The organism is Arthrobacter sp. StoSoilB13 (assembly GCF_019977255.1).
GTDB lineage: Bacteria > Actinomycetota > Actinomycetes > Actinomycetales > Micrococcaceae > Arthrobacter.
Genome location: NZ_AP024649.1, coordinates 633,693 through 657,699, shown reverse-complemented (window position 1 = coordinate 657,699; position 24,007 = coordinate 633,693). Strand labels below are relative to the sequence as shown.

Genomic DNA, 24,007 nt, shown 5'->3' with positions numbered 1-24,007 from the left:
CCTGCCTCAGAGGGGTCGGACGGGAGATGCTGGTGCTGGCCTCGGCGTCAGCCGGCCATTTGGTTGAGCTTGCGGATCTGTTTGTCAAAGGTGCGCGAGGGCACGAACCGGCGCAGGACGCTGACGCGTCCGGCCATCGAGCCGGCGGTGTACCTGGGTGTGGGCTTGGAGTCCGTGGCGGCAGCGACGATCACTTTTGCGACAACGTCCGGGTCATCGGCGGTACGTAAGGCGGTGGCCAGTACGTCTCGGGAGACCTCCCGCTGTGCGGAGTAGACCGGCAGGGGTGAGTCCGGTGCAAGGCTGCTCGCCTCGAAACCCGTGCTTGTAAAGGCCGGCTCGACCAGCAGCACCCGGACGCCGTGCTCGCGAAGCTCGTGGTCGACGGACTCCGAGTAGCCCTCGACTGCATGCTTGGTGGCGGCATAGATGGCCATGAAGGGGGCTGGGATCAGACCGAGTACCGAGGAGACGTTGACCACACGGCCACTGCCCTTGGCCCGCATGTGGGGCAGCACGGCGTTTGTCATCCGCATCAAGCCGAAGACGTTGATGTCGAAAACCTCCTTGGTCTGGTTGATCGAGCTTTCCTCTCCGGCGCCGACGGCGCCCACGCCTGCGTTGTTGACCAGGACGTCGATCCGACCAAACCGTTCGATCACCTTCTCGACCAGGGAATGGACCGATTCGTCGCTGGCTACATCGAGATCGAGGAACGACACCCCGGCAAGCGGGCGGGCGTTCGCCGCGTTTCGGCTCGTACCGACCACTGAGAAGCCGGCGTCCACGAGGGCGCGCGCTGCTGCCCGCCCGATTCCTGAGGAAGCGCCCGTCACGAGGGCCACCGGGGAAGCTGTCTGCATGTTGGTTCCTTCGACTATAGGCGTGACTTCGCCGCGCCAGATATGGGGAGTCAGACATTTATGTACTGAACAGTCAACAACGCTAGGCGGTTCTGTACTGATTTGTCAATTACGACCTTTCGGCTCTATCTTGTATGTATGGCGAGACCACGAACCTTCGACCGCGACCACGTTCTCCATGCCGCCGAGCGGCAATTTCGCGAGTCGGGCTACAACGGCACGAGCGTGGACGACATCAGCGCAGCCACCGGGCTGGGCCGCGGCAGTCTCTATGCCGCTTTCGACGGTAAACACGGTGTGCTGGTGCAAGCGATGACCGGATACTTCAACCGGTTGGGAAACGTTCCGGCGAAGGTTCTCGCCGGAACGGACGACGGCGCACTGGAACGGCTCCACAGCTACCTACTCCGCGCCGTCCACGGGGTGCCTCTAGCCGACGATGTGCCCCCAGCTTCCGACCGGGCGGCGGCTGCGTGCTTCGCGGGCAAGATGGCTCTGGAGATCGGTGCCTCAGACGCCGAGGTGCAGCGCATTGCTGCCGAATGTTTCTCTATGCTCGTGACGGCGGTGGCCGAGTGTGTGCGCGCGGCGCAGCGCAACGGAGACATCGACCCGGATGCCGATGCTGAAGATCTGGCATTCCTCGTGCTAACCGTGATCCGCGGGACAGATGTCGTCGGTGCGTACGGCCACAGCCCTGCCCGCTTGACCCGGATTGCCGAGAGCGCGTTCGCGTTGCTGCCACGCGTGAGCCGCTGAGGAGGGCGCAGCCGAGCGGCTGAACGCAAGCCGGATCTGCGGATGCTCCGCGGACACGCCGTCACTGCGCGCCAGGCACTACGAAAAGCAGTTGCGATGGCAGGAAATGATGGCCCCGGAGATCATACGGCGACTCGGGGCCAGCCCTGACCTTCCGGAGGAACCGCGGCCAAATGCTCCGGTCGCGGCCGCCCTCGCCTTCGATCCGGTACACTGACGCCCCGGTCCTTCCTTGCGTTAGCCGTTGCCGCGTTCACCTTTGCCGCGCTGCACCGGCGCCAGCAGGACGTCAATCAGCTGCCTTAGCCCATCGGCCATGTCCACGTCTTTGTCATAGAGCCACTGCAACTGCAGGCCATCGAACGCCGCAACAACCAACCTGGAGAGAAGGGCCGCGTCAACGTCGCTCCGGACTTCACCGGTTTGCTGCCGGCGGGCGATGTCTTCAGTAAGGCCTTGCACCAAGTCCTCGTAACGCTCTTTGAAGTAGCCGTGGGAGTCATGTCCGGGATCATTGGCTGTGGCCGACGCGACAGCGTACAGGGTGGTCAGCCCTGGCTCGTGCCGGTTCCGCTCGGCGATCGGCGCCATGAGGCCAAGCCCCGCTTCCTCTTGGCCGACCACTGACATGGACCGCCGGTCACGCTCTGCCAGGACTGCGGTGAGGAGTTCCTGCTTGCCCTTGAAGTAGTGGAAGAGGGTGGCTTCCTTGACCCCCACGAGTTCCGCCACGCGCTTGAGAGCAGTCCCTTCGAAACCTTCGGTCGCAAAGACGTCCGTCGCCGTTTGGATGATCTGTTCGCGGCGTTCCGCACCCTTCGCGTATTGCCCGCGGGCCTTGGAAGTTGACATTGAGTCAGTCTATTTCACGCATCAAAAATCGAGTCATCCTAGATTTATCTCCCAAAAATCTAGTCACACTCGATTTTTGTCGCTAAAGTCTTTCTCGAGACCCAACGGTGGGTCACCCGTTCATCAGGAGGCAATGTGGCCCTCAACCTCAAACAACAGGCGCCGGCGGCCGGCACCGAAGCTGCAGTCGTCGAAGCGGCCCGCGCTCCCCGCGCCTACGTCATCGGCATGCCAATCGCCAGCGCAGGTCTTTGGATGGCCGTGCTGGCCCCCGCGCTGGTGGTTTTGGCCATCAAGGTCTCGGAAATCACCACCCCGGACACCCGCGCCGGAGCACTGAGCGTGGTGGCAGGCGTCGGCGCCACGATAGCCCTGCTGGCCAACCCGCTCTTCGGACGCCTGAGCGACCGCACAACCTCCCGCTTCGGAATGCGCAAGCCCTGGATCGTCGGCGGCTCACTGCTCGGGCTGGCATCACTCTTCCTGCTGGGGTCGGCCTCAGATGTCGGCACGGTCCTCATCGCCTGGGTCTTAGCACAGCTGGGCTTCAACGCGGCACTGGCCGCCCTTGTAGCCACGCTCCCCGACCAAGCAGCCCCCTCCGAGCGCGGGCGCCTCTCCGGGCTGATCGGCATGACCTTGCCAATCGGGCTCGTGGCCGCTGCGTTCTTCGCGCAAATGTTCGACAACGCCTTGCAGATGGCCGTGGTCCCCGGCGTCGTGGGAACCGCCGTCGCAATCGCTTTCGCCTTCACGTTCAAGGACCGCGTCCTCACCGAGAAGCCGGCGCCACTGAACCTCAAAGAGATCCTGGGTTCGTTCTACTTCAACCCGCGCACCTACCCGGGCCTTGGCTGGGCCTGGCTCACCAAGTTCATGGTCTACATGGGCTACTGCGCAGGGCTCCTGTACTTGCCGTACTTCTTCGCGGACCACCTTCACGTTGCAGAATCCCAGGTCACCAGCCTGGTGTTCCAAGCGACGCTGGTGAGCTCTGCCGGCACTGTCATCACCAGCCTCGCAGGCGGTTGGATCAGCGATCGCGTCGGCAAGCGCAAGGGCATGGTGATCATCTCCGCCCTGGTGATGATGGTTGGGCTGATCGTCATCGCTACCAGCACCGACACCGGTCAGGTCCTGGCAGGCCAAGCCATCCTGGGCCTCGGGCTCGGAGTCTTCAGCGCAGTGGACGTCGCCCTCATCGCAGACCTGCTCCCCGGCAGCCAGACCGAGAACGCCAAGACCTTCGGTGTCTTCAACATCGCACAGGCCCTCCCGCAGTCGCTCGTACCCGCCGTTGCCTTCCCTGTCATTGCCATTGGGGGTTACCCCGCATTGTTCCTCGGTGGCGCTGTGATCGGCATCGTCGGTGCCGTCCTCGTAACCCGTATCAAAGGAGTCAAATAAAATGAACCCCACGTTGTCGGCCGCTGTCACGGCCCCGCAAACCGGATCGCCGGACGCCGAAGAGCGCATCCGGAAACTCGCACAGAGCCTCTCCCTGGCGCAGCAGATCCAACTACTGACGGGAGCGGACGTCTGGTCCACCCATGCCATCCCGGAAATCGGTCTCAGCCGCATCGTCATGTCCGATGGTCCGGCAGGCGTCCGCGGCGAAGACTTCGACGAGCGCCACGACTCAATCTCCCTCCCGTCGTCGTCCGCCCTGTCCGCGACATGGAGCGTGGAAACCGCTCGCCGTTACGGCCAGGTTCTCGGGCAGGAGGCCCGCCGCAAGGGCGTCCACGCCGTGCTCGGCCCCACCATCAACCTTCATCGTTCACCCCTGGGTGGCCGTCATTTCGAGTGCATGAGCGAGGACCCGCGGCTCACGGCAACCATGGCCGCCGGATACGTTGCCGGCGTGCAGTCCATGGGCATAGGGGCGACTCCCAAGCACTACCTGGCCAACGAGGCCGAGACGGAACGCTTCACTTCGGACTCCGTGGTGGACGAACGCCCGCTGCGGGAGCTCTACCTGGCAGCATTCGAAGACGCCATTACCGAAGCCCGGGCATGGCTGGTCATGAGCTCGTACAACTCCATCAACGGCACCACGGCGAGCGAAAACAAGCTGCTGGAAACCCCGCTCTCCACAGAATGGGGCTTCGACGGGGTGGTGGTTTCCGACTGGACGGGAGTGCGTTCCGTTGATGCCGCAAACGCGCATCAGGATCTGGAAATGCCCGGGCCTGTAGGCCACTGGGGCCCCAAACTTCTGGCCGCCGTCGAGGATGGCCGCGTCAGCCGCGAGGCCATTCTGGAAAAGGTTACCCGCATCCTGCGACTCGCTGCCCGCGTCGGCTCACTCGAAGGCTTCGAACCCGCTGTCACCGGGCTCCCCGCGAAACTGGACGGGGCCGCCGTCGCGCGTGAAGTTGCCGTCCGTGGCGCAGTGCTGGTCCGTAACGAGGGAAGCATCCTTCCGTTGGATGCCGCGACGCTCAAGAGCGTGGCCGTGATAGGCCATAACGCTGAAGAGGCCCGCACCCAAGGCGGCGGGAGCGCCACGGTGATGCCCAAGTACACCGTCTCGCCCTTGGAGGGGCTGCGCAAAGCACTGCCCGACGACGTCAAAGTCACCTATGCGCGTGGCGCGAAGGTGGCCGAGGGCATTCAGGCGTTCCCCCGGACTTCACTGCACAATCCGGTCTCCAATGTCCCTGGGATCCGCGTGACGTTCCTCGCAGAAGACGGCACGGAGCTCTCGGGCGAAGACCGCCTGGCGTCACACTTGATCTGGTTCGGCATCGGCATCCCGGAAGGCGCCGCCATCATCCGGATGGAAACCGACTGGACAGCCGATTCCGCAGGTGTCCACCACCTCGGAGTGGGCACAGTAGGGCACATCCGCCTCTCATTGGATGGAGCCGAAGTCTTCAACGACGAAATCCAGGACGACACCGATGTCCTGGGTGCCGCGCTTTTCGATCCGCCCAAGACTGTTCACGCAGTTGAGACCGCAGCCGGCCAGCTGGTGCGTATCGAAGCCGAATACCGCCTGCCCAAGGAACAGATCATCCCGTTCACGGCAATCCTGCTGGGCGAAGAAACCGTGGTGGCGGATCCTCAGGCGGAGATCGACGCCGCAGTGGAAGCCGCCCGGGCTTCAGATGTAGCCGTGGTGGTCGTCGGAACCAACGCGGCCATCGAATCCGAGGGCTTTGACCGCAAGGACCTGGACCTCCCGGGGTTCCAGAACGAACTCGTACAAGCCGTCGCCGCGGTCAATCCACGCACCGTGGTGGTGGTGAATTCGGGTTCACCTGTGGTGATGCCGTGGCTCAAGAACGTCAACGCGGTGCTGCTGGGCTGGTTCGGTGGCCAGGAGTTCGGCAACGCGATTGCAGACATCCTGCTGGGCGCCGAGGAACCTGGCGGTCGGCTCCCCACCACGTGGCCGGCAGCCTTGGAGGATGTTCCGGTCCTGAACACCACTCCCGTGGACGGCAAGGTGGTCTACTCCGAGGGAATTCATGTTGGCTACCGTGCGTGGCTCAAGCAGCAAGGCGAAGGGGGGCCCCCGCCCCGGCGCTGCCTTTCGGCTTCGGGCTCGGCTACACGACCTTCGAGTTCGGCACCGCCCACGCACCACAGTCGGTCATTGCCGGCAACGACGTGGTTGTGCACGTCCCGGTGAAGAACACGGGCACGCGTACGGGACGTGAAGTGGTTCAGGTCTACCTCGAGCGCACCGGTTCCGCTGTGGAACGTCCGGTCCGTTGGTTGGCAGGCTACGCAGGAACCCACCTTGCTCCGGCGGGGACTGACAGCGTTGAAGTCCGCATCCCGGCAAAGGCTTTCGCGCATTACGACGGCGGCTGGCAGTTCGAGCGTGGAAGCTTCCGCCTGCTGGTGGGTCGCCATGTTGCGGACAGCTTCCAGACTCTGGACATCGAGGTGCGGTAATAATAGAGGGCAATTGGCGCGGCGTGGCGGCCTTTTTGGGCCCCCACGCACGTGGTTTTCGCCACAAGCGCCGTATCTGGGGTATGGTATGGAATTTTCATGGCATGCTGTACGTTGCATACCCGGTAACCCCCTAACACGAAGAGGCATCAAAAAGTGGCAGCCGACTACGACGAACTCCGTACCGATGTAAAAGAGAACCAGGAGCAGTCCCTCCAGGCGCTCCAGTCCGCCAGCGCCCCCACGGCCAAGAGCGTGGTTCTTGAACTCGACGAAACCGACGGCCTGGACGCCAACGGTCCCGGCGGCGAAATCGTCGCTGAAGAACTCATCATCCAGGTCATCCCCCAGGCAAGCGACGAGTTCACTTGTAACTCATGCTTCCTGGTCCGCCACCGTTCGCAGATTGCCCGCGAAAAGGATGGCGTCGCCTACTGCACTGACTGCGAAGGCTAAGACGACCACCACCCCGGCGGAACATGAATCGTCAGGGAGTGCCGCCGTCGGGATTAATTGCGGAAGGACCGGAGCACATGCTCCGGTCCTTCCGCACTTAATTACTTGTCGCCCGCTTCCTGCCTGCCCTCCTTATCGGGTTCGGACAGTCGCTCTTCGTCGGTGTATTCAGGTGCGACCACCGGGGAAAGAGCGTCACCAAGGAGACCGGCAGCCTCCCTGCCATCCTCTGGAGCAGGCCGGTCCGGCGACTTGTCGTCCTCCAGCGGAGTGTCCGTCATAGTCCGCCTCCTTGTCCGCCGATCATCTTCTGGCGCCGGTGATTGCTCACCCTGAGCTGAAGAATCCGCGCACCGCCGGCCAGCGCCACCAGCACGCCTCCTCCAACAGCGGCGATGAACAGCGTGGTGCCGAGGGCGAGCGCCCCTTCCAATCCGAAGAAGCGAACAGTGACCATGTCCTGGTTCTGGACGAAGAAGACGATCAACAGGACCAACACCACCAGGCCCACGGCTACTGCCACCCAGATTGCTGCTGTTCGTGTGGGCCGGGAATTGCCCGGCGCGACCCGTCGCTGCGGGTGATCGGCCCGTCCAGAGCCTCCCCGAGCCATTGCGGCATCATCTTGAGCGCTCATTGACAGCCCCCTTTCCCAGAACGTATGCGTGCCCATCACATGTCCATGCACTCATATAATAAGCATGCTTATAAGTGGCTCAAAAGTGGCCCGGCAGGATCCCGGGAAGCAAGCCCGGCCGGCAGGAAGCCCGCCCTACTCAAGGCTTGCCCTACACAAGGAAGGACCGGAGTTCGCGGTCCGGTCCTTCGGTATTTGGGTGCCGCTGTTACTGCCTGTCACAGTTACGAATGGTCACAGTTACTGGTGGTCACACGCTGTAGTCGGTTGAAGTTGGCCCTGGATCGTTGTTCCGGACAGCGTAGTGATGGCCTTCGGAATCGGTCTCAATGTCGAAGGTCTTCAAGTCTTCCTCGGAAGCCGTTTCGAAGTCGTCGTGTTTATGCACAACAGGGGCATCCGTGTCCCCATGGGTTGCTGGTCCGAATACGGACTGCAGCCGCTCGGTCACGTGCTGAAAGTTTTCCAACTTGCGTCCCATGTTCTTCCACCTCCTTTCAACGGGAGAGAGAAAAGCGGCAGGACGGCGCATGCCGTACCAGTACGCCAATTTTACGCCCGCAGGCCGGAAAAGGCGCGGAATCGCGGCGGGCGAAAAGGCTTAGCGCAGCGACTTATCGTCTGGATTACGGGGAACCACATACGTGCTGCCGTCCGGACGGCGAAGGGTTTCCCATTGCTGCGTCTCCGCCTCGCGTTGGGCCAGGAGCCTGCGGTTGGCCTCGGTCATTTCGTGATCGATGGAGCTGCTGTGTGCCGGGCCAAAGATGACCCTCAGCTTTCCCGTAGCGCGCATGAACTTCTGGGTAAAGGATTCCTTTGCCACGCGGATCGACTCCTCTTTTAGACGGTTCAACAAGTTCATAGTACGCTAACAATTAGTGCACTAACTAATTGGAAGGGAAGGCCGCCATGACCCAGACCAAGGAGACGAGCCTGACCAATGAGGCAAGCCAGCCCAGCGAGACTGACGACCTCCTTTTGGAACGCCAACTGTGCTTCGCGTTGACGGTTGCCTCGCGGAGTGTTGTGGGCATTTACAAGCCCATCCTCGAACAGCTCGGGCTGACGCATCCGCAGTACCTTGTGATGCTTGCACTCTGGGAACGGAGCCCCAGGACACTAAAGGACATTAGCGACAGCCTCCTCCACGAGCCCGCCACCTTGTCCCCACTCCTGCGCCGACTTGAGGAAGCACAGCTGATTACGCGCGAGCGCGTGCCTGGCAATGAGCGCGCGCTTGCCGTCAAGCTCACGGAAAAGGGAGCAGCGCTTCGGGATCAGGCAACTGCGGTTCCTGGTGCAATCCGGGAGCGCCTGCAGCTCAGCCGCGAGGAGGTGGCCGAACTCCACCAAGCTATGACCGGCCTGATCGCGGCGACCCAGCGCAGCGGCACCTGAGACCAGCGTAGCGGCACCCGAGACCCACTCAGCGCGCCAAGGTTAGAATCTCAGCCCCGCCGTCGGTGATGGCTATCGTGTGCTCGCTGTGGGCTGTGCGGCAACCTGTTGCGCTTCTCAGCGTCCACCCGTCGTCATCGGTAACGAGCTCGGCGGTGTCCGCCATGACCCATGGCTCCAGCGCCAGCAGTAGTCCCGGGCGCAATTTGTAGCCACGGCCCGGCCTCCCGGTATTGGCGATGTGCGGGTCCTGGTGCATCGTCGATCCGATGCCGTGACCACCGAACTGGGTATTGATCGGGTATCCGGCTTCGCTGAGGACCGAGCCTATGGCATGGGAGATATCACCGATGCGGGCGCCAGGACCGGCCGCTGCTATCCCTGCACTCAACGCCCGCTCAGTTGCGTCGATCATTGCCAAGCTCTCCAAGGGCTTTGAATCGCCCACCGTGAAGCTGATAGCTGAGTCTGCAGCGACCCCATTCTTGGAAACAGCGAGGTCCAGGGACACCAGGTCGCCGTCAGCAAGCGCGTAGTCATGAGGCAGTCCATGGAGGACGGCGTCGTTGACGGACGTGCAGATGAAGTGCCCAAAAGGACCGCGCCCAAAGGAGGGCGAGTAGTCTACATAGCACGATTGGGCCCCAGCATCGACGATCATGGCTTGGGCCCACTGATCGATCTCCAGGAGATTGACGCCCACTGCGCTGCGGCTTTTCATTGCCTGAAGGATCTCGGCAACCAGTGCTCCGGCCTCCTTCGCCCGATGCAGTTCAGTGCGGTTCAGAATCTCGATCATGCGGCGCCCTCCCATTAAACCAATAACTATCCCGGCCATATTATCCCGGTATTAGAATTGGAGCCATGGTCAGATTGCCACTCACAGCTGAAGAGGTCGAGCGCGGACAGCGTCTCGGCGCCATGTTGCGTCGCGCTCGAGGAGGGCGCTCCATGCTGGAAATTGCGCTCGAGGCCCAGGTTTCGCCGGAGACACTCCGGAAGATTGAGTCCGGACGTGTGGCAACCCCGGCATTCCAGACCATCGCAGCGATAGCAGACGTCCTCGGGCTGTCCCTTGATGAGGTGTGGGCAGGGATCAGCCAGCCCGAAAGCATTGCCGCTCCGGCATAAAACGGCACCAAGGAGATTCAATGCGCCCGCACCACTTAGTCCGGCCCCTACAAGCTGTTCGGCCCCTCATTGCCGTCCTGGCCCTCGCTGGCCTGGCCGGCTGCTCGGGTACCCCCGCCCCGGGTGGGTCGAGCAGCGCTGCCCCCTCGCCGTCGTCGTCCGTCGGTCCAAGCGGCGCATCTCCGAGCGCCACACAAGCCAACCCAACGCCAACCCAGGTGCCCACAACGCTCGGCCCCGAAGACACAACACCGGACCCCAGCTTGCCCGGAGCCACGCCCACGCCGGGACAGGGAAACGCTGAACTCTCCATCATCGTGCTGGAGACCGCCGAAGCAGCACCGCAGAACTATACGCTCGTCTGCATAAACGGCGCACCGGCAGCCGAAAGCAAACACCCCACCGCGAATGCGGCCTGCACGGCACTGAAGAACAATCCTTCGCTCCTGGGCCCTGCCCCGATCAAGACCGACCAAGCGTGCACGCAGCAGTACGGCGGCCCGCAAACAGCCAAGGTGACTGGCGCCGTTGACGGCGTGGAAGTCCATGTCTCCTACAGCCGTACCGACGGATGCCAGATCGCCTTGTGGGATGCGGCCAGCGCCATTATCGGTTCCAGCGGTGGAGCAGCTTAGGCCGCTGCACCTCCCCCAAGAGCAGTGGCTCGGGATGGAGGCAGCACATCATGCGCGGGTCGCACGCTACGCGGACCCATATTTGGCCCGCCGGTCGGCAGGAAAGAAACACCCCGTGGAGGACTTCCTCTTCACGTATTACACCCAGAAACCCGGTCAATTGCTGCGCTGGCATCCCGGCCACGGCGTAGTGCTGAGCGGCGAGCGCGTCCTTGAGCGCGCCGACTGGAAGTTCTACCGCGTGCTCGACGACGGCGACCTCGCCGCCGTCGGACTGCCGCCAGGTACGCCCGCCGTCACCTTTGACAGGGAAAGTTTCATGGCCCAACGTGCCGAGGCCGTCAGTTTCGCCGGCATCATCCTCAGCGGCACCGCAAAGCGCCCGGGCCAGTTCGGCTGCTTCGGCCTCCACGAGTGGGCCATGGTGTACCGGCAGGAGAAATTCGAGTTGCGGCACGAGTACTTGAAACTGCGGCTTGGCGCGGAGGGCACCGACACCGTGGTGGAGCAGAACCGTATCCGTTGTTCCCACTTCGATGCCTTCCGCTTCTACACACCGGACGCCGTCCCGCTCAACGAGCTCACGCCCACACGCGGGAACCAGCGCAGCATGGAACAACCGGGCTGCCTGCACGCCAACATGGACCTGTACAAGTGGGCCTACAAACTGACTCCGGCGCTGCCCAGCGAGCTGGTTATGGACTGCTTCGAACTTTCGTGGCGGATCCGGACCATGGACATGCAGGCTTCCCCTTACGACCTCGAAGAATGGGGCTACCCGCCCATCAGGATCGAGACACCGCAGGGCAAGGCCGAGTACGTTGAGTACCAGCGGGCTTTTGCAGCCGAATCCCAGACGCTGCGGGGCCCGCGTGCTTCAGGCAATCGAACCGCTTCTGTAGGGAACGTCTCGCGGGACTCTTGCCGCAAGCACCCGTCGCCACCAGCGAAAGGTAACCATGGTTTCTCCCGACAGCAGCGAGTACGACGTCGACCTCTCCGTCACGCTGACAGAGGCACCTGGCGCCGCGCCCACTGAGTTCTACCTGCGGTCCGCGAAGGGCATTCTGTCTCCGGAGCCGGGCTCGATCGACTCGAACCTGCCGGACGCAGCGGCAGCCCTTGCCGCCGTCGAGCAGTTTGGCGAGGAAGTGTTCTTCCCGGTTCCGCGTCCGGACCGGATCTGCACGCAACAGTACGGGGGCCCGCAGGTGGCCCTGGTGACAGGTTGGTTCCGTGGGCGGAAGGTCCACAGCAAGCTCAGCCGGACCGATGGCTGCGAGATCGCACGCTGGCGGGCCATGGCGCCACTCCTGGGCGGCGCTGGAGCGTCAACCGGCGCCATCTAGGTACACCCCGGACGAAACAGCAGTGGCCGGCGGAATCATCCACCGGCCACTGCTGTGATTTCGACGAGCTAGCTTGCGTTATTGCTTTGCGTTGGCTCGTCTGCGCGGATCTTCGTGTCCTGCTTTCCCTTCGTTGGGTTCTCGTTATCCGGAACAACCGCGGCACCGGCAGGACCCACCACTACCGTGACGAAGCTGGGTTCGCTGGTGCCCTCGAACGTCAGGCGTCCAATGTAGGAGCCCGGCGTAAGGTTGGTCCAGTTCAGCGAGATGGTGCCGGCCTTGCCGTTGGCGAGTCGGATCGGGTTGGGCGTCACCGTGGCATTGCCCTCGTTGGCCCCCAGGACCGCGGCATCAACTGTTGCCTTGGTGGGCTGGTTGTTGGGGCTCGCGTAAAGGTTGGCGAAAACGTAGTAGTCGCCTGGCTCGGGATCGGCCACGGTGACGGATTCGCTGGCCGAGGCGGTCGCGGACGGGAGCTGCTGGCCCGACGGGGTCAGGACGAGCATGTCGAAGTCCGCGGCTTCGTCCGAGGATATGACCGAGAACTTGGCCAAGGCGCTGTTCTCCCCCACCGTCACCTTCTTGACGAAGTTCGAGGCGTTGGTCTCACCGGCAAAGGGTCCCGGAACCAGTTCAATTGCTGAGGAATCCGCCTTGGAAAGCCCATCAACCGTGACTCCCACCGGTGCATTGGTGCCGGAGACGATGTTGATGGCCGCCGAGCCGTTGGGGCCAGTTCCCGTGAACGCCATGGCCTTATCAGCGATGACAGACTGCGGACGGACGGCAATGGGCGAGGTGACGGTCTTGTTTGCGCCCTGCCAGGTGAGTGAACCCATGGCGAACTTGCCCAAGGCTGCATTGTTGTTCTCGAACTGCACCTTGAACGTCTTCTTTTCACCCGCAGCGCCAAAGTTCAGCACCGACGGGGTGACCTTGACGTTGACACCGGGAACGTTGACGGAGGCGCGGTACAGACCGGGCGTCAGGGCGGTAACTGTACGCGTGACCTCGATCTTGCCGGCCAGGTTGCCCAGCGCAAACGAGGGGACGTTCATGTCCCGCGGCTGCGTTGTGCCCAGTCCCTCAATACCGAGGTCCATGCCCGTGCCCTGAACGAATTTGAGATAGTCCTCGATCGTGGCGTCGTAAACCAAGCCTGGGCTGAGGACCTTGGCGGGATCGACCTGCCCTGCGCCGGTGGCGAAGACATCTTTGTTGATGGCGCCGTTGGCCAGCTTCACCGGACCGGCCGTGGTCATCATGGCCGACTTCACCGTTGCCGGGGACCACTTCGGGTTCTTGGCCAGGATCAGGGCGCCGAAACCGGCCACGTGCGGGGAAGCCATGGACGTTCCCGACAGGAAACCAAAGTTGTCTCCACCGGTTCCGATGGGTGAAACGCCAGCGAGGATAGCGACGCCGGGCGCTGAAACGTCGGGCTTCAGAAGGTCTGAATCCGTTGCCAGCAAGGGACCGCGGGACGAGAATCCGGCGATCTGCGGCTGCGCCTCAAGGGGCAGGCCCGTGGTGTCGTGGTCCAGCAAGGACACAGTGATGGCGGGGTTGGCCGTCACTTTGTCCTTGATGGCCTGCGTGGCAGGAGGGTTCACGTGGACGGTGGGAACAGCATGCTTATCCGTGTCCAGCGACGATTCCACCAGGTTCACCAAGATCATTCCGACACCACCGCCCCGGAGGACTTCCGCGCTCTTGGCGGTGCGGTCAACCACGCCACGGTCACAGACAACAACCTTGCCGGTCACCTTGGCCGGATCCAGCGAGCCTGGAACACACAGCGCTGCGTTGCCTTCACCGCTTGCAGCGTTGCTGGAAAGCACGACGCCGGCCCCGCTCACCTCATGGTTCATGATGCTCGCTCCGCGGAATTTGCTGCCATCGGAGAATTCAATGGTGCCTTGCAGTTCCTGCGAGAAAGAGGTCGCAGCCACAGTGGTCAACCAGGGTGCTCCGTGGTTGACGGTGCTGGCCGTTGGTCCGGAGTTCCCGGCAGAGGTTGCCACGAAAATCCCGGCCGACGCAGCGGAAAGGAAAGCCAGCGATACGGGGTCGGTAGTGGTCGTGGTGGAACCGGAGATGGAGTAGTTCAGCACATCCACGCCGTCCAGGATGGCCTGTTCGATTGCGTCAACAGATGCGGAGCCGTAGCAGCCGCCCGTCGTGGGATCTGTGTCTTCCCAGCAGACCTTGTAGATGGAGAGTTTGGCGGCGGGTGCGATGCCGCTGGTGATACCGAAGCTGCGGCCGTCCACCACGGCGTCGACGTTGCCGTTACCTGCCGCTGTGCTTGCGGTGTGGGTGCCGTGGCTGTCCACGTCTACGGGCGAGATGACTTCCTCGGGGGCACGGTTTTCCGGGGGAACACTTCCCAGGAAGCCATCCGCGAAGTAGTGGGTGCTGAGTACTTTGGAGTTGCAGGCACTGCCGTCGTAACTGGCGCCGGTGTCCGTACCGGGCTGGCATTCGCCGATGAAGGTATCGCCATCTGCCTTCAGCATCGCGATTTTGCCGTCAGCGGTCCGGTAAGGGACGCCCACCTGGGGGTCGCCGACCAGCGGGCCGACCGGATCGCCTGCGAAAAAAGGATTGGAGGGGGTATATCCGGTGTCGATGACACCAACAACAGTGCCTTTTCCGGCGTTCTCCTGGCCTCCGTATTGCGTTGCCCAGGTGCCGTTGGGCCCGCTGAGTTTCAGGAAATCGGTGGTGGAGTAGTCAGGTGCGTATTGAGTGTCCGGTGCGACCATCAGGACTTTGGGGTCCTTGGCGAGGTTGATGGCCTGCTCTGCCGTCAGGTTGACGCTGAAACCGTTGACGGCGGTGGTGAAGTCACGTTCGATGGTGACGTTTTCCTGCTGCGCAACGTCCTGCTGCGCCTGCTGCAGGTGTTCCTGGTATTCCTTCACCTCGACGCTGCCGGAATCGAGCTTCTTGCCCTCTTCCGGCTTGGTGGGCGCAAAACCCGGCGTACCGCCGTCGTATGTAGCCGCAGGCTTTTCTGCCAGGACAACCATGTAGCGGCCGTCCTTGTAGGCGCTGGGGTCAAGGTTCTTCTTGGCCACGCCTGCCGGATTCCCGGACACGGTCTCCGGGGAGGGAGCTGCCTGGGCCGGCAACGCCATGGAAGAGAGCAGCAATGGCAAGCCCACGGCCAGAGCCGCTGCCTTTCGAAGCCCCCCGCTTCTGACGAAGCTCTTTCCTTGTGATTTCACGAGTGATGGCACCTTTCACTGAGTGAGGCCCGGGCTCCATCGCCTGGGTCTGTCAACATTTGAATCGCTGCGTTCGTGACAGGTCTTGTCAAAAATGCGCAACCAGTCGAGTCACAGAGTACAGACTGAGAGCAAAATATGACATACAGCACATTTCGGGAAATTTGTCTTGTCGCCGCACCAAATTCAGGTCATATGACGGCAAACAGCGGACCGCAGGAAACTTTCTGTGGTCCGCTGTTTTACCCAGGCGCTGCCGCTAGCCCTTTGGCGTCACCTGCAGGCGATCAAACGAGACCTGCGTACCGTCCTTATCCAGGACCACAACATCGTCGCGACCATTATTTACATCCGATGGAAGAATGAATTCCACGGTGTTATCCGTGATGGGAAAGATCCATCCGAGCCGGTAACTGTGCTTGTTCAGATATACGTAGTACCACTGCCCGTATTCCAAGCCCTTCAAAGTCACTTTCTGGCCATTGCGATACTTCTCCCCCGTGCCCAGATCAAACGATGCCGTTTGACCATCGAAGTCCTGGATGCTCAGCGCGGGCTCGGTTTCCGGCTTTGCGGGCTGGACGTTGAGGGCCAGCGCGTCGCCTTCGGCAGTGACGGACACTTCCTTGGTGCCGTTGTGCGCCGTCACATCGAAAGTTGCGGCGGCGAGGCTTCCGGCTGCGACGTCCCCGGCGGTGAGCACATGGACGCGCGTGGCCGTCGCCGTGCCGCCAATGGGCAGGGCAGTTTCAGTGATTCCAGACCCTGTTGCCTCAAGGCCCGTAAGCGCCACATTGCCGGCGTTGCCCACGGTGTAGGTGTACGTCACAGGATCGCCTGCGCTGGCGAAGCGGTCACCGTCGGCGTCTTCCCAGACCGCGGAAACCGTTCCTTCAAGCTTCGGTTCCCGGACTTTCAAGTCCACCTCGCCACCGTCGATCCCGTAGTTCCTTGTGCTCTGGCCCGCCGAGCTGACTTTCCAGCTGGTGCTTGGAACGAAGAAACCCTGCTCGGCTTCCTCAATGGTGACGGTGTGGCGCGGCATGGCGCACTGGTAGCTCTGCCCGGCCGGCAGGGTGAGGTAACGGCAATTGCCGGGCCCCTCAGGGACGAAGGGGCTGAAGTTGCCGGCGGTGGGCACCACGTTTTCCACGAGCGGCCCCGTGTTTTTCACCGTGAACGCGTAAGGGAAAAGGTCGCCTGCTGCGTAGGGCTGGGTTGCGAGGTCACGCCCGACGTCGGTACGCGCCCCGCTGATGTCCGCTGCCACCAGGCCGTCGCGCAGGGCCACCGCAGCGCCAGTGAACAGAACCGTTTTGGTGAGTGACGGCGTCGAACTGGCTGTAATGGTAAAGCTCGCCTCGGGCACGAAGTAGCCGCGCTCGATGTCCTCGGCAGTCAGCACATGCTTGGCGGTAGTGCAGTTGTAGCTGGCGCCGGCGGCCAGGTTGTTGAACCGGCAGTTGGGTGCAGTCGGTGGCAGGAAACCGGAGTCGAAGCTCCCCGAAACAGGTACGGCGTTTGCCGTGACGTTGGACGTGCTCTTCACAGTGAAGGAGTAGCTGAGTGCCTCCCCAGCCTGATACGGGCTGGCCACAACGTCACGCGCAGGCGCAGAGCCTGTGATGGTAAGCCCCACTTGCGGGGCCGCCGGGACCGTCGCCGTGAAACTGAACTGCGAAACCCTGCCGTCCGCCGTCGTAAATGCTGCGTTAAGGTTCTGCGGACCGCTGGCGTTCGCCGGAGCGGTCAGCGCTACGTTGACGGTCACCGAAGCACCAGGCGCGACGTCGGGAACCGGCACCGTGGTGGCCGACCAGCCGCTCGGCGTGTAGACGGTGGCGTTGGCGCCGGAGATCGTGGTGGCCTCCTGGTTGGTGACCGTCACGGCGACTTGCTGGGTTGCACCGGGAGCGGTGGTGACGGCAGGGACGGAAAGCGGTGCGCAGACATAGTTCAGCCAGGCGTCGTCGAACTTTGCGAAGGGCATGTTGTCCGTGTAGTTGCCCTCGTAGAGGACGCCGAACTTGCCGTCCTCCATGCGGGTCACCGTGGAGTAGGCGGAGAAGCCGGAACGAATGGTTCGGACGCCCGGCCAGGTGGCGCCGTCGTCGCACGATACCCGGGCAGAGACGTTCTCGCGGCCGGTCTTGGAATTGGCGTTGGTGAAGATCAGCTTCCTGGCGTCCGCCGAACCCTGCTCCGCATTCGGGAACATCCGGGCAATGGCCCCGTTGTTGGCTGGATCCGGCAGCTCCGTATCCTGGGTGATCGGACCGTAGGTGGCACCACCATCCGTGGAGATTGCCACCTTGCGGTAGCCCTGGTTGGCGTTGTCGCGGGAGTTCAGCAGGACCCTGCCGTCGGAGAGTTCAACCGTCTTGTTCTCGTCCATGCGGTCACCCACGTTGGCACCCTTGTGCCAGGTGACGCCATGATCGTCCGAGTAGACGCTGTAGGCCTGGATCTTGTTGGTGCCGTCGGCCTGGCGGACATCGCCCGCGTACTGCTGGATGAGTCGGCCCTTGTGTGGCCCGTATTTGAGCTGGATGCCCTCGCCCGAAGAGGCGAAGTTGGAACGTACATCGCCAGCCACGGGGTTGCTCTTGCTGGTCCCGGGCTTGGTGATATTGGTGATGAGCCGTGGCTGGCTCCACGTAACGCCGCCATCAGAGGACTCGATAACCGCCGAGGAGATCACGGTCCGGTCTGCGTCGTCGTTGCCGAACTGGCTGCCGCCGAAGCCTTGGTCCTTGGAATAGACGAAGAAGGCGAAGACTTTGCCTGCCTCGGCGTCGTAGATGTATGAGGGGTCGCTGTAGCCGTACTTCGGGCCGCTGGCATCGGCGACGTGTCCGGCCGCAATGACCTGCACAGGGCCCCACGTCTGGCCGCCGTCCGTGCTGCGGCGTTGCACGATCGAGTTCGGGTTGGGAGCATCGGCGGCTGAGCCGGGACGGCCATCCCATGCAGCCAGGACCACGTTATTGCCCAAGTAGGTGAGTGCAGGAATCCGGTAGAAGAAGTTCGCGGCTGTGCGATCAGCGGCGAGATTTGCTTCGGCGAAACTGCCAGGGGCGGCTGTGGGGTTGTTCGGGGGAATCGGGGCTGCCGTAGCCGGAAGACCGAGGCTGGCCAGGAGGGCCAGGCTCAGGGCTCCAGTGGCTGCGATGCGTGCGAGCAATTTTGTGTCCTTTCGAAGCTGCGCCGAGATGGCATTTCGCGCCAATGCTTGGCTCAAACATTGGCGCTATCTGCCATCTCGCGGTGTGCGGGATCGAATCGATGCAGCGATATACCTCGTATTACGTGCCACGTCGAACGTCCTACAACCATATGGTGTTGGTCGTCACATTGCTAGGGATGAAGCCGGGGAAGCCCCGCGGCCCCATGTCGGGCTAACCTCGTGGACATACCGGCATTACCTTCTAGCGATGGAGCTGCAGTGAAAATCCTCGTCCCCAATACCGTGACCCTGGACCTGTCCGGCTCCGCCCACCATGTGTTCGTGTACCGCGTCGACCAGCCCATTCCGGACGAGCACCTGGACGCCGAGGTCCTGGTTGTTTGGCAGAACACCTCGGCGAACCTGGCCGACGCAGCCCAGCGTTTGAGCCGGCTCAAACTCGTCCAGACCCTCGCCGCAGGGCCCGATTCCGTGGTGGCAGCAGGATTTGCGGACAATGTGGCCATTACTTCGGGGCGATCACTCCACGACGGCCCCGTGGCCGAGCATGCCCTTGCCCTTATCCTGGCGACGGTGCGCCGGCTCGATCAGCTCCTCGAGGCCCAGAAGGCCGCGACGTGGGACCGCGCCTATAACGCAGCGCAGTCCAGTCCAGACACGGAGCAGCTCTACACGCTCGACGGCGCGAACGTCACCATTTGGGGGTTCGGCTCCATCGCCGGACGACTCGCTCCCATGCTGGCCGCCCTGGGCGCAAACGTCACGGGCGTTGCGGGTTCGCGGGGTGAGCGCTACGGCTTCCCTGTCGCTGCGGCAGGGGAACTTGCGGACGTCCTTCGAACCACCGACGTCCTCGTATCCATCCTCCCGGCCACCCCCGAGACCACCAACGCCCTGAACGACGACCTCCTGCGCGCGCTGCCTGAGTCCGCCATTTTCGTGAACGTGGGCCGGGGGGCCACCGTCGATGAGGATGCCCTCGTAGCCGCGCTGCACGAGGGTCGCCTCCGGGCGGCTGCACTGGACGTCACAAAGGAGGAGCCCCTGCCCGCAGACTCCAAGCTCTGGAGCACCCCAAACCTGATCATTACCCCGCACGTGGCAGGCAACCGCCCCAAGGGCTCAGCCAAGCTGGTCCTTGTCAACCTTTCAGCCCTTGGGGAGGGCCGGGCCTTGACCAACCTCGTGGACCGCTGACCCAACTGAGTCGCATTAGAGCGCGTTTAGAGCCGTCAAAACGCGCTCAGCTGCTACCTAGTTGGGCGGGGCGGGCACGAAAAAGTGGGCCCGCCCCCGGGAGGACGGACCCACTTCGCGAGAGTTAGGTCAGGCGTGCTCGTAGGTCAGGCAGTCCGCAGCCTCGCGGCCCGGACCAACTTTGACGTCGTGGGCTTCGCACATGAGGTTGTTGTTGTGAATGCATTCGGACCGCTGGCAAGCACCCACGTGGGCGAGGACCTTGGGAAGGCCACCCATGGCGTTGGTGTCGATGAATGTGGCGCAGGATGCGTGGTCCTGGCTTCCACCAATGGTGATTCCAAAAGCAGTGCATCCGTCGTGGTTGAAGCCGCAGCTGCCAACGCTACAGGCGGATACTTCGGCAATGTGTTCGGTCATTGTTCCTCCTGGTTGGATCCGGATCCAACGGGGGCCCTGGCCCCACGTGTAGTCCCCAAACTACGCCGTCTTTGCCGGATTTAACCCGCTGGAATAGCGCATTTGTACATGCGCTATTGCCCCTACTTGTTCGGAGCGCGGAGCGCGTCGCTGATCTTCGCGCGTGTTTCCTTATCCAACGGGGCTGTCACGTGGTGTTCCCTCGCCGCCCTGTCCGCCTTGATTTTTTGGATGACCATTCGTCCCAGACCCGCAAAAACAGCTGCGGCTACGACGCCCAGCACCATCGACCTCGGTTTCTCCGCCATGCCACAATCCTAGTGACGGGCGCCACGCCCGGCGAGTGCCGCCGTCGGGCTTTCATTGCCGCCAATTTGATGGGGATCGGCGGGGGCTCCTCGCGGAATCCGGCTGAATAGGGTATGCGCGCCGGTCCCGGTAAGATGGGTGTGCAAGCTCGCGGAGCGCCCCCACGCTGTAGAAACCCAGTTGAACGGCGTGAGACGGCAACCTCCGCGGCAGCCTTATTTAAGGTTCACCCAACTCACGCACAGGAGTTACCGGATGCCCCGGATCGTCGTTGACGTCATGCCCAAGCCCGAGATTCTGGACCCCCAGGGGAAAGCCATCGTGGGTGCATTGCCCCGCCTCGGTTTCAACAGCTTCAGCGCAGTCCGTCAGGGCAAGCGTTTCGAACTGACAGTCGACGGCGAGGTGACCGACGCTATCCTGGCCCAGGCCCGTGAGGCCGCTGAGACCCTCCTGTCCAACCCGGTGATCGAGGATGTTGTCAACGTCGAGGTCGTCGAGGCCTGATATGACTTCGATCCCCCTGATTGGCGAGGCCGTGGCCGTCGCCGCCGAGCCCCGCTTGGCCGGCGCCAAAATCGGCGTCGTGACCTTCCCCGGCACCCTTGACGACCGCGACGCCGCCCGTGCAGTGCGGCTTGCAGGCGCCACGGCGGTTCCGCTCTGGCATGCAGACACCGAACTCGGGGATGTTGATGCAGTCATCATCCCCGGTGGTTTCTCCTACGGTGACTACCTCCGCGCCGGCGCTATTTCGCGTTTCGCGCCACTGATGACCAAGATCATCGATGCTGCCAACTCGGACGCAAAGCTCCCCGTGCTGGGTATTTGCAACGGCTTCCAGATCCTGACCGAATCGCACTTGCTGCCCGGTTCCATGATCAAGAACGACCACCTGAAGTTCATCTGCCGGGACCAGGTGCTGCGCGTGGAGAACGCCAATACTGCCTGGACCCTGGACTACCAGAGCGGCCAGGAAATCACTGTGCCGCTGAAGAACCAGGACGGCCAGTACATCGCTGACGAGAAGACCCTGGACGCCCTTGAGGCTGAGGGCCGCGTGGTGTTCCGCTACGTTGGTTTCAACCCGAACGGCTCCCGCCGCGACATCGCGGGCATTTCCAACGCCGCCGGCAACGTAGTTGGCCTCATGCCGCACCCCGAGCACGCGGTCGAGGTCGGTTTCGGACCTGAGTCCCTCGACGGAATCGGCGGTTCCGACACCGACGGCCTGGGCTTCTTCACCTCCGTTTTGAACAAGATTGTGGGAGGCGACAAGTGACCACGGAAACCACCAAGAAGTTCAACATCGATACTGTTGAGCACGCTGCCAAGACCCCGGACACGGAACTCCCGTGGGCCGAGCTGGGCCTGAAGAAGAACGAATTCGACGAGATCGTCAAGGTCCTGGGCCGCCGCCCCACCGGCGCCGAACTGGCCATGTACTCCGTCATGTGGAGCGAGCACTGCTCCTACAAGTCCTCCAAGAACCACCTCCGCCAGTTCGGCGAGAAGGTCACCGAGGAAATGAAGAAGGACATGCTGGTGGGCATCGGCGAGAACGCCGGCGTCACCAACCTTGGCGACGGCTGGGCCGTGACGTTCAAGATCGAGTCGCACAACTCGCCGTCGTTCGTTGAGCCTTACCAGGGTGCCGCTACCGGCATCGGCGGCATCGTCCGCGACATCATCTCCATGGGCGCACGCCCGGTTGCCGTGATGGACCCGCTGCGCTTCGGCGCAATCGACCACCCGGACACTGCCCGCGTCATGCACGGTGCCGTGGCAGGCATCGGCGGCTACGGCAACTGCCTCGGCCTGCCGAACATCGGCGGCGAAATGGTCTTCGACTCCGTCTACCAGGGCAACCCGCTGGTGAACGCACTCGCGGTGGGCGTCATGCGCCACGAGGACATCCGCCTCGCCAACGCCTCCGGCAAGGGCAACAAGGTTGTTCTGTTCGGTGCCCGCACGGGTGGCGACGGCATCGGCGGCGCTTCGGTGCTGGCCTCTGAGTCCTTCGATGACACCAAGCCCTCCAAGCGCCCCGCCGTCCAGGTGGGCGACCCCTTCGCTGAGAAGGTCCTCATCGAGTGCTGCTTGGAGCTCTTCAAGGGCTCGCTGGTTGAAGGCATCCAGGACCTCGGCGCTGCCGGCATTTCCTGCGCCACGTCCGAGCTCGCCTCCAACGGCGACGGCGGCATGGAGGTTGAACTGACCTCCGTCCTGTTGCGCGACCCCACGCTGACTCCGGGCGAGATCCTCATGTCCGAGTCGCAGGAACGCATGATGGCCGTGGTCACCCCTGAGAACATCGAAGCTTTCGAAGCTGTGATGGACAAGTGGGCTGTGGAGTACTCCTGGTTGGGTGAGGTCACCGATACGGGTCGCCTCATCATCACCTGGGAAGGCGAAGTAATCGTCGACGTCGACCCCCGCACCGTTGCGCACGACGGCCCGGTCTATGACCGCCCGTTCGCACGCCCGGAATGGCAGGACTCGGTCCAGGCGAACTCCTTCACCGGTTCCGTTGAGGACGCCAACCGTCCTTCCGCTCCGTCGGAACTGGCTGCTGCCGTTACTGAACTGGTCGCTTCGCCGAACATGTGCAGCAAGGACTGGATCACCAACCAGTACGACCGCTACGTTGGCGGCAACACGGCCATGGCCTTCCCGGACGACGCTGGCGTGGTCCGCGTTGACGAGGAAACCGGCTTGGGCGTTGCCCTGGCTACCGACGCCAACGGCCGCTACACCTACCTTGAGCCGTACCAGGGTGCACAGCTGGCTCTGGCTGAGGCCTACCGCAACGTCGCCACCTCCGGCGCTGTTCCGATGGCCGTCAGCGACTGCCTGAACTTCGGCTCCCCCGAGGACCCGGACGTCATGTGGCAGCTCGCCGAAGCCATCCGTGGTTTGTCAGACGCCTGCATGGAGCTCGGCATCCCGGTGACAGGCGGCAACGTCTCGCTGTACAACCAGACCGGCACGACGCCGATCCACCCCTCCCCTGTGGTGGCAGTCCTGGGCAAGCTCGACGACGTCGCCCGCCGCACGCCGTCGGGCTGGCGCGAGGACGGCCAGGCCATCTACCTGCTCGGCACCACCGCAGCAGAGTTGGACGGTTCGGAATGGTCCAACCTGCGTGGACACCTCGGTGGCCTGCCGCCGAAGGTGGACCTCGCAGCCGAGCGCGCGTTGGGCGAGATCCTGATCAACGCTTCCCGCGACGGCATGGTGGATGCAGCACACGACCTCTCCGAGGGTGGCCTCGCTGCCGCACTGGTTGAGTCCTCGCTGCGTTACGGCGTCGGTGCCCGCATCGCTCTGGAAGAACTCATGGAGCGCGACGGCGTGGACCTGTTCACCGCCCTCTTCTCAGAGTCCCAGGCCCGTGCAATCGTCTCGGTGCCACGCTCCGAGGAAGTCCGCTTCAAGGACATGTGCACCGCCCGCGGCTTCGCCCACCTCCGGATCGGCGTCGTTGACGCTGCCGGTGGAAAGCTGGAGATCAACGGCGTGGACGAGCTGTCCTTGGACGCTCTCCGTGAAGCACACGAGGCCACCTTGCCGAAGTACTTCGGCTAAGCCTCCTCGCTCAAGCAACGCGGGGTCACTTACAGCCCATAAATCCCCTCGGGATGGGCCGTAAGTGACCCCGCGTTG

23 protein-coding genes and 1 pseudogene are annotated in these 24,007 nt (G+C 63.1%); 13 read left to right on the top strand and 11 right to left on the bottom strand.

The window, feature by feature from the left end; translation table 11 throughout:
• Nucleotides 1-47: 47 nt before the first annotated feature.
• Nucleotides 48-863 (bottom strand): oxidoreductase, encoded by an 816-nt coding sequence (locus LDP01_RS21695; RefSeq protein WP_224094150.1) that lies wholly within the window; start codon nt 861-863, stop codon nt 48-50.
• A gap of 138 nt (nt 864-1,001) precedes the next feature.
• Between LDP01_RS21695 and LDP01_RS21690 the strand changes: the two genes are divergently transcribed.
• Nucleotides 1,002-1,622: a TetR/AcrR family transcriptional regulator gene (locus tag LDP01_RS21690; protein ID WP_224094149.1), complete on the top strand. Its 621-nt coding sequence runs from the start codon at nt 1,002-1,004 to the stop codon at nt 1,620-1,622.
• Between the two features lie 237 nt (nt 1,623-1,859).
• On the opposite strand, the gene LDP01_RS21685 is transcribed toward LDP01_RS21690, so the two are convergent.
• Entirely contained in the window at nt 1,860-2,474 is a 615-nt protein-coding gene (locus LDP01_RS21685) for a TetR/AcrR family transcriptional regulator (RefSeq protein ID WP_224094147.1), read from the bottom strand.
• 135 nt (nt 2,475-2,609) lie between these two features.
• Here LDP01_RS21685 and LDP01_RS21680 point away from each other — a divergent pair, with 135 nt between their 5' ends.
• The 3 genes and pseudogenes from LDP01_RS21680 to LDP01_RS21665 all read left to right on the top strand — a co-directional run bounded on the left by LDP01_RS21680 (nt 2,610) and on the right by LDP01_RS21665 (nt 6,839).
• Nucleotides 2,610-3,881 carry an MFS transporter gene (locus LDP01_RS21680; protein ID WP_224094145.1) on the top strand — a complete coding sequence of 424 codons (1,272 nt, stop codon included), beginning with the start codon at nt 2,610-2,612 and terminating at the stop codon, nt 3,879-3,881.
• A 1-nt stretch (nt 3,882) separates the two neighbouring features.
• A pseudogene (locus tag LDP01_RS21675) lies at nt 3,883-6,383 on the top strand (glycoside hydrolase family 3 protein).
• A 156-nt stretch (nt 6,384-6,539) separates the two neighbouring features.
• A complete protein-coding gene (locus tag LDP01_RS21665; protein WP_224094141.1) occupies nt 6,540-6,839 on the top strand; it encodes a DUF4193 domain-containing protein in 300 nt (99 codons plus the stop codon).
• 101 nt (nt 6,840-6,940) lie between these two features.
• Here LDP01_RS21665 and LDP01_RS21660 read toward each other — a convergent pair whose 3' ends face one another.
• The 4 genes from LDP01_RS21660 to LDP01_RS21645 all read right to left on the bottom strand — a co-directional run bounded on the left by LDP01_RS21660 (nt 6,941) and on the right by LDP01_RS21645 (nt 8,302).
• Complete coding sequence (locus LDP01_RS21660; RefSeq protein WP_224094140.1) at nt 6,941-7,120, bottom strand: hypothetical protein; 180 nt, start codon at nt 7,118-7,120, stop codon at nt 6,941-6,943.
• Entirely contained in the window at nt 7,117-7,476 is a 360-nt protein-coding gene (locus LDP01_RS21655; protein WP_224094139.1) for a LapA family protein, read from the bottom strand. Before LDP01_RS21655 ends, LDP01_RS21660 begins: the two co-directional genes overlap by 4 nt.
• 250 nt (nt 7,477-7,726) lie before the next feature.
• Nucleotides 7,727-7,957 (bottom strand): hypothetical protein, encoded by a 231-nt coding sequence (locus tag LDP01_RS21650; RefSeq protein WP_224094138.1) that lies wholly within the window; start codon nt 7,955-7,957, stop codon nt 7,727-7,729.
• Between the two features lie 120 nt (nt 7,958-8,077).
• Nucleotides 8,078-8,302 (bottom strand): hypothetical protein, encoded by a 225-nt coding sequence (locus LDP01_RS21645; protein WP_224094137.1) that lies wholly within the window; start codon nt 8,300-8,302, stop codon nt 8,078-8,080.
• Between the two features lie 86 nt (nt 8,303-8,388).
• On the opposite strand from LDP01_RS21645, the gene LDP01_RS21640 reads away from it, so the two are divergent.
• Complete coding sequence (locus LDP01_RS21640; protein ID WP_224094136.1) at nt 8,389-8,877, top strand: MarR family winged helix-turn-helix transcriptional regulator; 489 nt, start codon at nt 8,389-8,391, stop codon at nt 8,875-8,877.
• Between the two features lie 28 nt (nt 8,878-8,905).
• Here LDP01_RS21640 and map read toward each other — a convergent pair whose 3' ends face one another.
• Nucleotides 8,906-9,676, bottom strand: a complete 771-nt coding sequence (map, locus tag LDP01_RS21635; protein ID WP_224094135.1) for a type I methionyl aminopeptidase — start codon at nt 9,674-9,676, stop codon at nt 8,906-8,908.
• Nucleotides 9,677-9,741: 65 nt separating this feature from the next.
• On the opposite strand from map, the gene LDP01_RS21630 reads away from it, so the two are divergent.
• From LDP01_RS21630 to LDP01_RS21615, 4 genes are read left to right on the top strand one after another with little or no spacing between them, the layout of a single operon-like run.
• A complete protein-coding gene (locus tag LDP01_RS21630) occupies nt 9,742-10,008 on the top strand; it encodes a helix-turn-helix domain-containing protein (protein ID WP_223947860.1) in 267 nt (88 codons plus the stop codon).
• Nucleotides 10,009-10,028: 20 nt separating this feature from the next.
• On the top strand, nt 10,029-10,643 hold the full coding sequence (locus LDP01_RS21625) for an SSI family serine proteinase inhibitor (RefSeq protein WP_224094134.1): 615 nt from the start codon (nt 10,029-10,031) through the stop codon (nt 10,641-10,643).
• 34 nt (nt 10,644-10,677) lie between these two features.
• Nucleotides 10,678-11,682, top strand: a complete 1,005-nt coding sequence (locus LDP01_RS21620) for a 3-methyladenine DNA glycosylase (RefSeq protein WP_224095120.1) — start codon at nt 10,678-10,680, stop codon at nt 11,680-11,682.
• Nucleotides 11,603-11,992 carry a serine protease inhibitor gene (locus LDP01_RS21615; protein ID WP_224094133.1) on the top strand — a complete coding sequence of 130 codons (390 nt, stop codon included), beginning with the start codon at nt 11,603-11,605 and terminating at the stop codon, nt 11,990-11,992. Before LDP01_RS21620 ends, LDP01_RS21615 begins: the two co-directional genes overlap by 80 nt.
• 68 nt (nt 11,993-12,060) lie before the next feature.
• On the opposite strand, the gene LDP01_RS21610 is transcribed toward LDP01_RS21615, so the two are convergent.
• Nucleotides 12,061-15,228 carry a S8 family serine peptidase gene (locus LDP01_RS21610; RefSeq protein ID WP_527249098.1) on the bottom strand — a complete coding sequence of 1,056 codons (3,168 nt, stop codon included), beginning with the start codon at nt 15,226-15,228 and terminating at the stop codon, nt 12,061-12,063.
• A gap of 259 nt (nt 15,229-15,487) precedes the next feature.
• Nucleotides 15,488-18,412, bottom strand: a complete 2,925-nt coding sequence (locus tag LDP01_RS21605; RefSeq protein WP_224094131.1) for an exo-alpha-sialidase — start codon at nt 18,410-18,412, stop codon at nt 15,488-15,490.
• 261 nt (nt 18,413-18,673) lie between these two features.
• Here LDP01_RS21605 and LDP01_RS21600 point away from each other — a divergent pair, with 261 nt between their 5' ends.
• Complete coding sequence (locus tag LDP01_RS21600; protein WP_224094130.1) at nt 18,674-19,612, top strand: phosphoglycerate dehydrogenase; 939 nt, start codon at nt 18,674-18,676, stop codon at nt 19,610-19,612.
• A 129-nt stretch (nt 19,613-19,741) separates the two neighbouring features.
• Here the strand turns inward: LDP01_RS21600 and LDP01_RS21595 are convergent, their stop codons facing one another.
• Entirely contained in the window at nt 19,742-20,032 is a 291-nt protein-coding gene (locus tag LDP01_RS21595; RefSeq protein WP_223935708.1) for a DUF1540 domain-containing protein, read from the bottom strand.
• Between the two features lie 122 nt (nt 20,033-20,154).
• Entirely contained in the window at nt 20,155-20,340 is a 186-nt protein-coding gene (locus tag LDP01_RS21590; protein WP_224094129.1) for a hypothetical protein, read from the bottom strand.
• A gap of 256 nt (nt 20,341-20,596) precedes the next feature.
• On the opposite strand from LDP01_RS21590, the gene purS reads away from it, so the two are divergent.
• The 3 genes from purS to purL are packed head-to-tail and all read left to right on the top strand — an operon-like array spanning nt 20,597 to nt 23,929.
• Nucleotides 20,597-20,848: a phosphoribosylformylglycinamidine synthase subunit PurS gene (gene purS, locus LDP01_RS21585; RefSeq protein ID WP_011773385.1), complete on the top strand. Its 252-nt coding sequence runs from the start codon at nt 20,597-20,599 to the stop codon at nt 20,846-20,848.
• A 1-nt stretch (nt 20,849) separates the two neighbouring features.
• Nucleotides 20,850-21,623 carry a phosphoribosylformylglycinamidine synthase subunit PurQ gene (gene purQ, locus LDP01_RS21580; RefSeq protein WP_224094128.1) on the top strand — a complete coding sequence of 258 codons (774 nt, stop codon included), beginning with the start codon at nt 20,850-20,852 and terminating at the stop codon, nt 21,621-21,623.
• Nucleotides 21,620-23,929: a phosphoribosylformylglycinamidine synthase subunit PurL gene (gene purL, locus LDP01_RS21575; protein ID WP_224094127.1), complete on the top strand. Its 2,310-nt coding sequence runs from the start codon at nt 21,620-21,622 to the stop codon at nt 23,927-23,929. The genes purQ and purL overlap by 4 nt, the downstream gene beginning before the upstream one ends.
• The last annotated feature ends 78 nt before the right edge of the window (nt 23,930-24,007 follow it).

Bases quoted from the DNA above. Each gene is read 5' to 3' on its own strand.
- LDP01_RS21695 (WP_224094150.1), bottom strand. From the start codon at position 863: ATGCAGACAGCTTCCCCGGTGGCCCTCGTGACGGGCGCTTCCTCAGGA.
- LDP01_RS21690 (WP_224094149.1), top strand. From the start codon at position 1,002: ATGGCGAGACCACGAACCTTCGACCGCGACCACGTTCTCCATGCCGCC.
- LDP01_RS21685 (WP_224094147.1), bottom strand. From the start codon at position 2,474: ATGTCAACTTCCAAGGCCCGCGGGCAATACGCGAAGGGTGCGGAACGC.
- LDP01_RS21660 (WP_224094140.1), bottom strand. From the start codon at position 7,120: ATGACGGACACTCCGCTGGAGGACGACAAGTCGCCGGACCGGCCTGCT.
- LDP01_RS21655 (WP_224094139.1), bottom strand. From the start codon at position 7,476: ATGAGCGCTCAAGATGATGCCGCAATGGCTCGGGGAGGCTCTGGACGG.
- LDP01_RS21650 (WP_224094138.1), bottom strand. From the start codon at position 7,957: ATGGGACGCAAGTTGGAAAACTTTCAGCACGTGACCGAGCGGCTGCAG.
- LDP01_RS21640 (WP_224094136.1), top strand. From the start codon at position 8,389: ATGACCCAGACCAAGGAGACGAGCCTGACCAATGAGGCAAGCCAGCCC.
- map (WP_224094135.1), bottom strand. From the start codon at position 9,676: ATGATCGAGATTCTGAACCGCACTGAACTGCATCGGGCGAAGGAGGCC.
- LDP01_RS21630 (WP_223947860.1), top strand. From the start codon at position 9,742: ATGGTCAGATTGCCACTCACAGCTGAAGAGGTCGAGCGCGGACAGCGT.
- LDP01_RS21625 (WP_224094134.1), top strand. From the start codon at position 10,029: ATGCGCCCGCACCACTTAGTCCGGCCCCTACAAGCTGTTCGGCCCCTC.
- LDP01_RS21620 (WP_224095120.1), top strand. From the start codon at position 10,678: ATGGAGGCAGCACATCATGCGCGGGTCGCACGCTACGCGGACCCATAT.
- LDP01_RS21615 (WP_224094133.1), top strand. From the start codon at position 11,603: ATGGTTTCTCCCGACAGCAGCGAGTACGACGTCGACCTCTCCGTCACG.
- LDP01_RS21595 (WP_223935708.1), bottom strand. From the start codon at position 20,032: ATGACCGAACACATTGCCGAAGTATCCGCCTGTAGCGTTGGCAGCTGC.
- LDP01_RS21590 (WP_224094129.1), bottom strand. From the start codon at position 20,340: ATGGCGGAGAAACCGAGGTCGATGGTGCTGGGCGTCGTAGCCGCAGCT.
- purS (WP_011773385.1), top strand. From the start codon at position 20,597: ATGCCCCGGATCGTCGTTGACGTCATGCCCAAGCCCGAGATTCTGGAC.
- purQ (WP_224094128.1), top strand. From the start codon at position 20,850: ATGACTTCGATCCCCCTGATTGGCGAGGCCGTGGCCGTCGCCGCCGAG.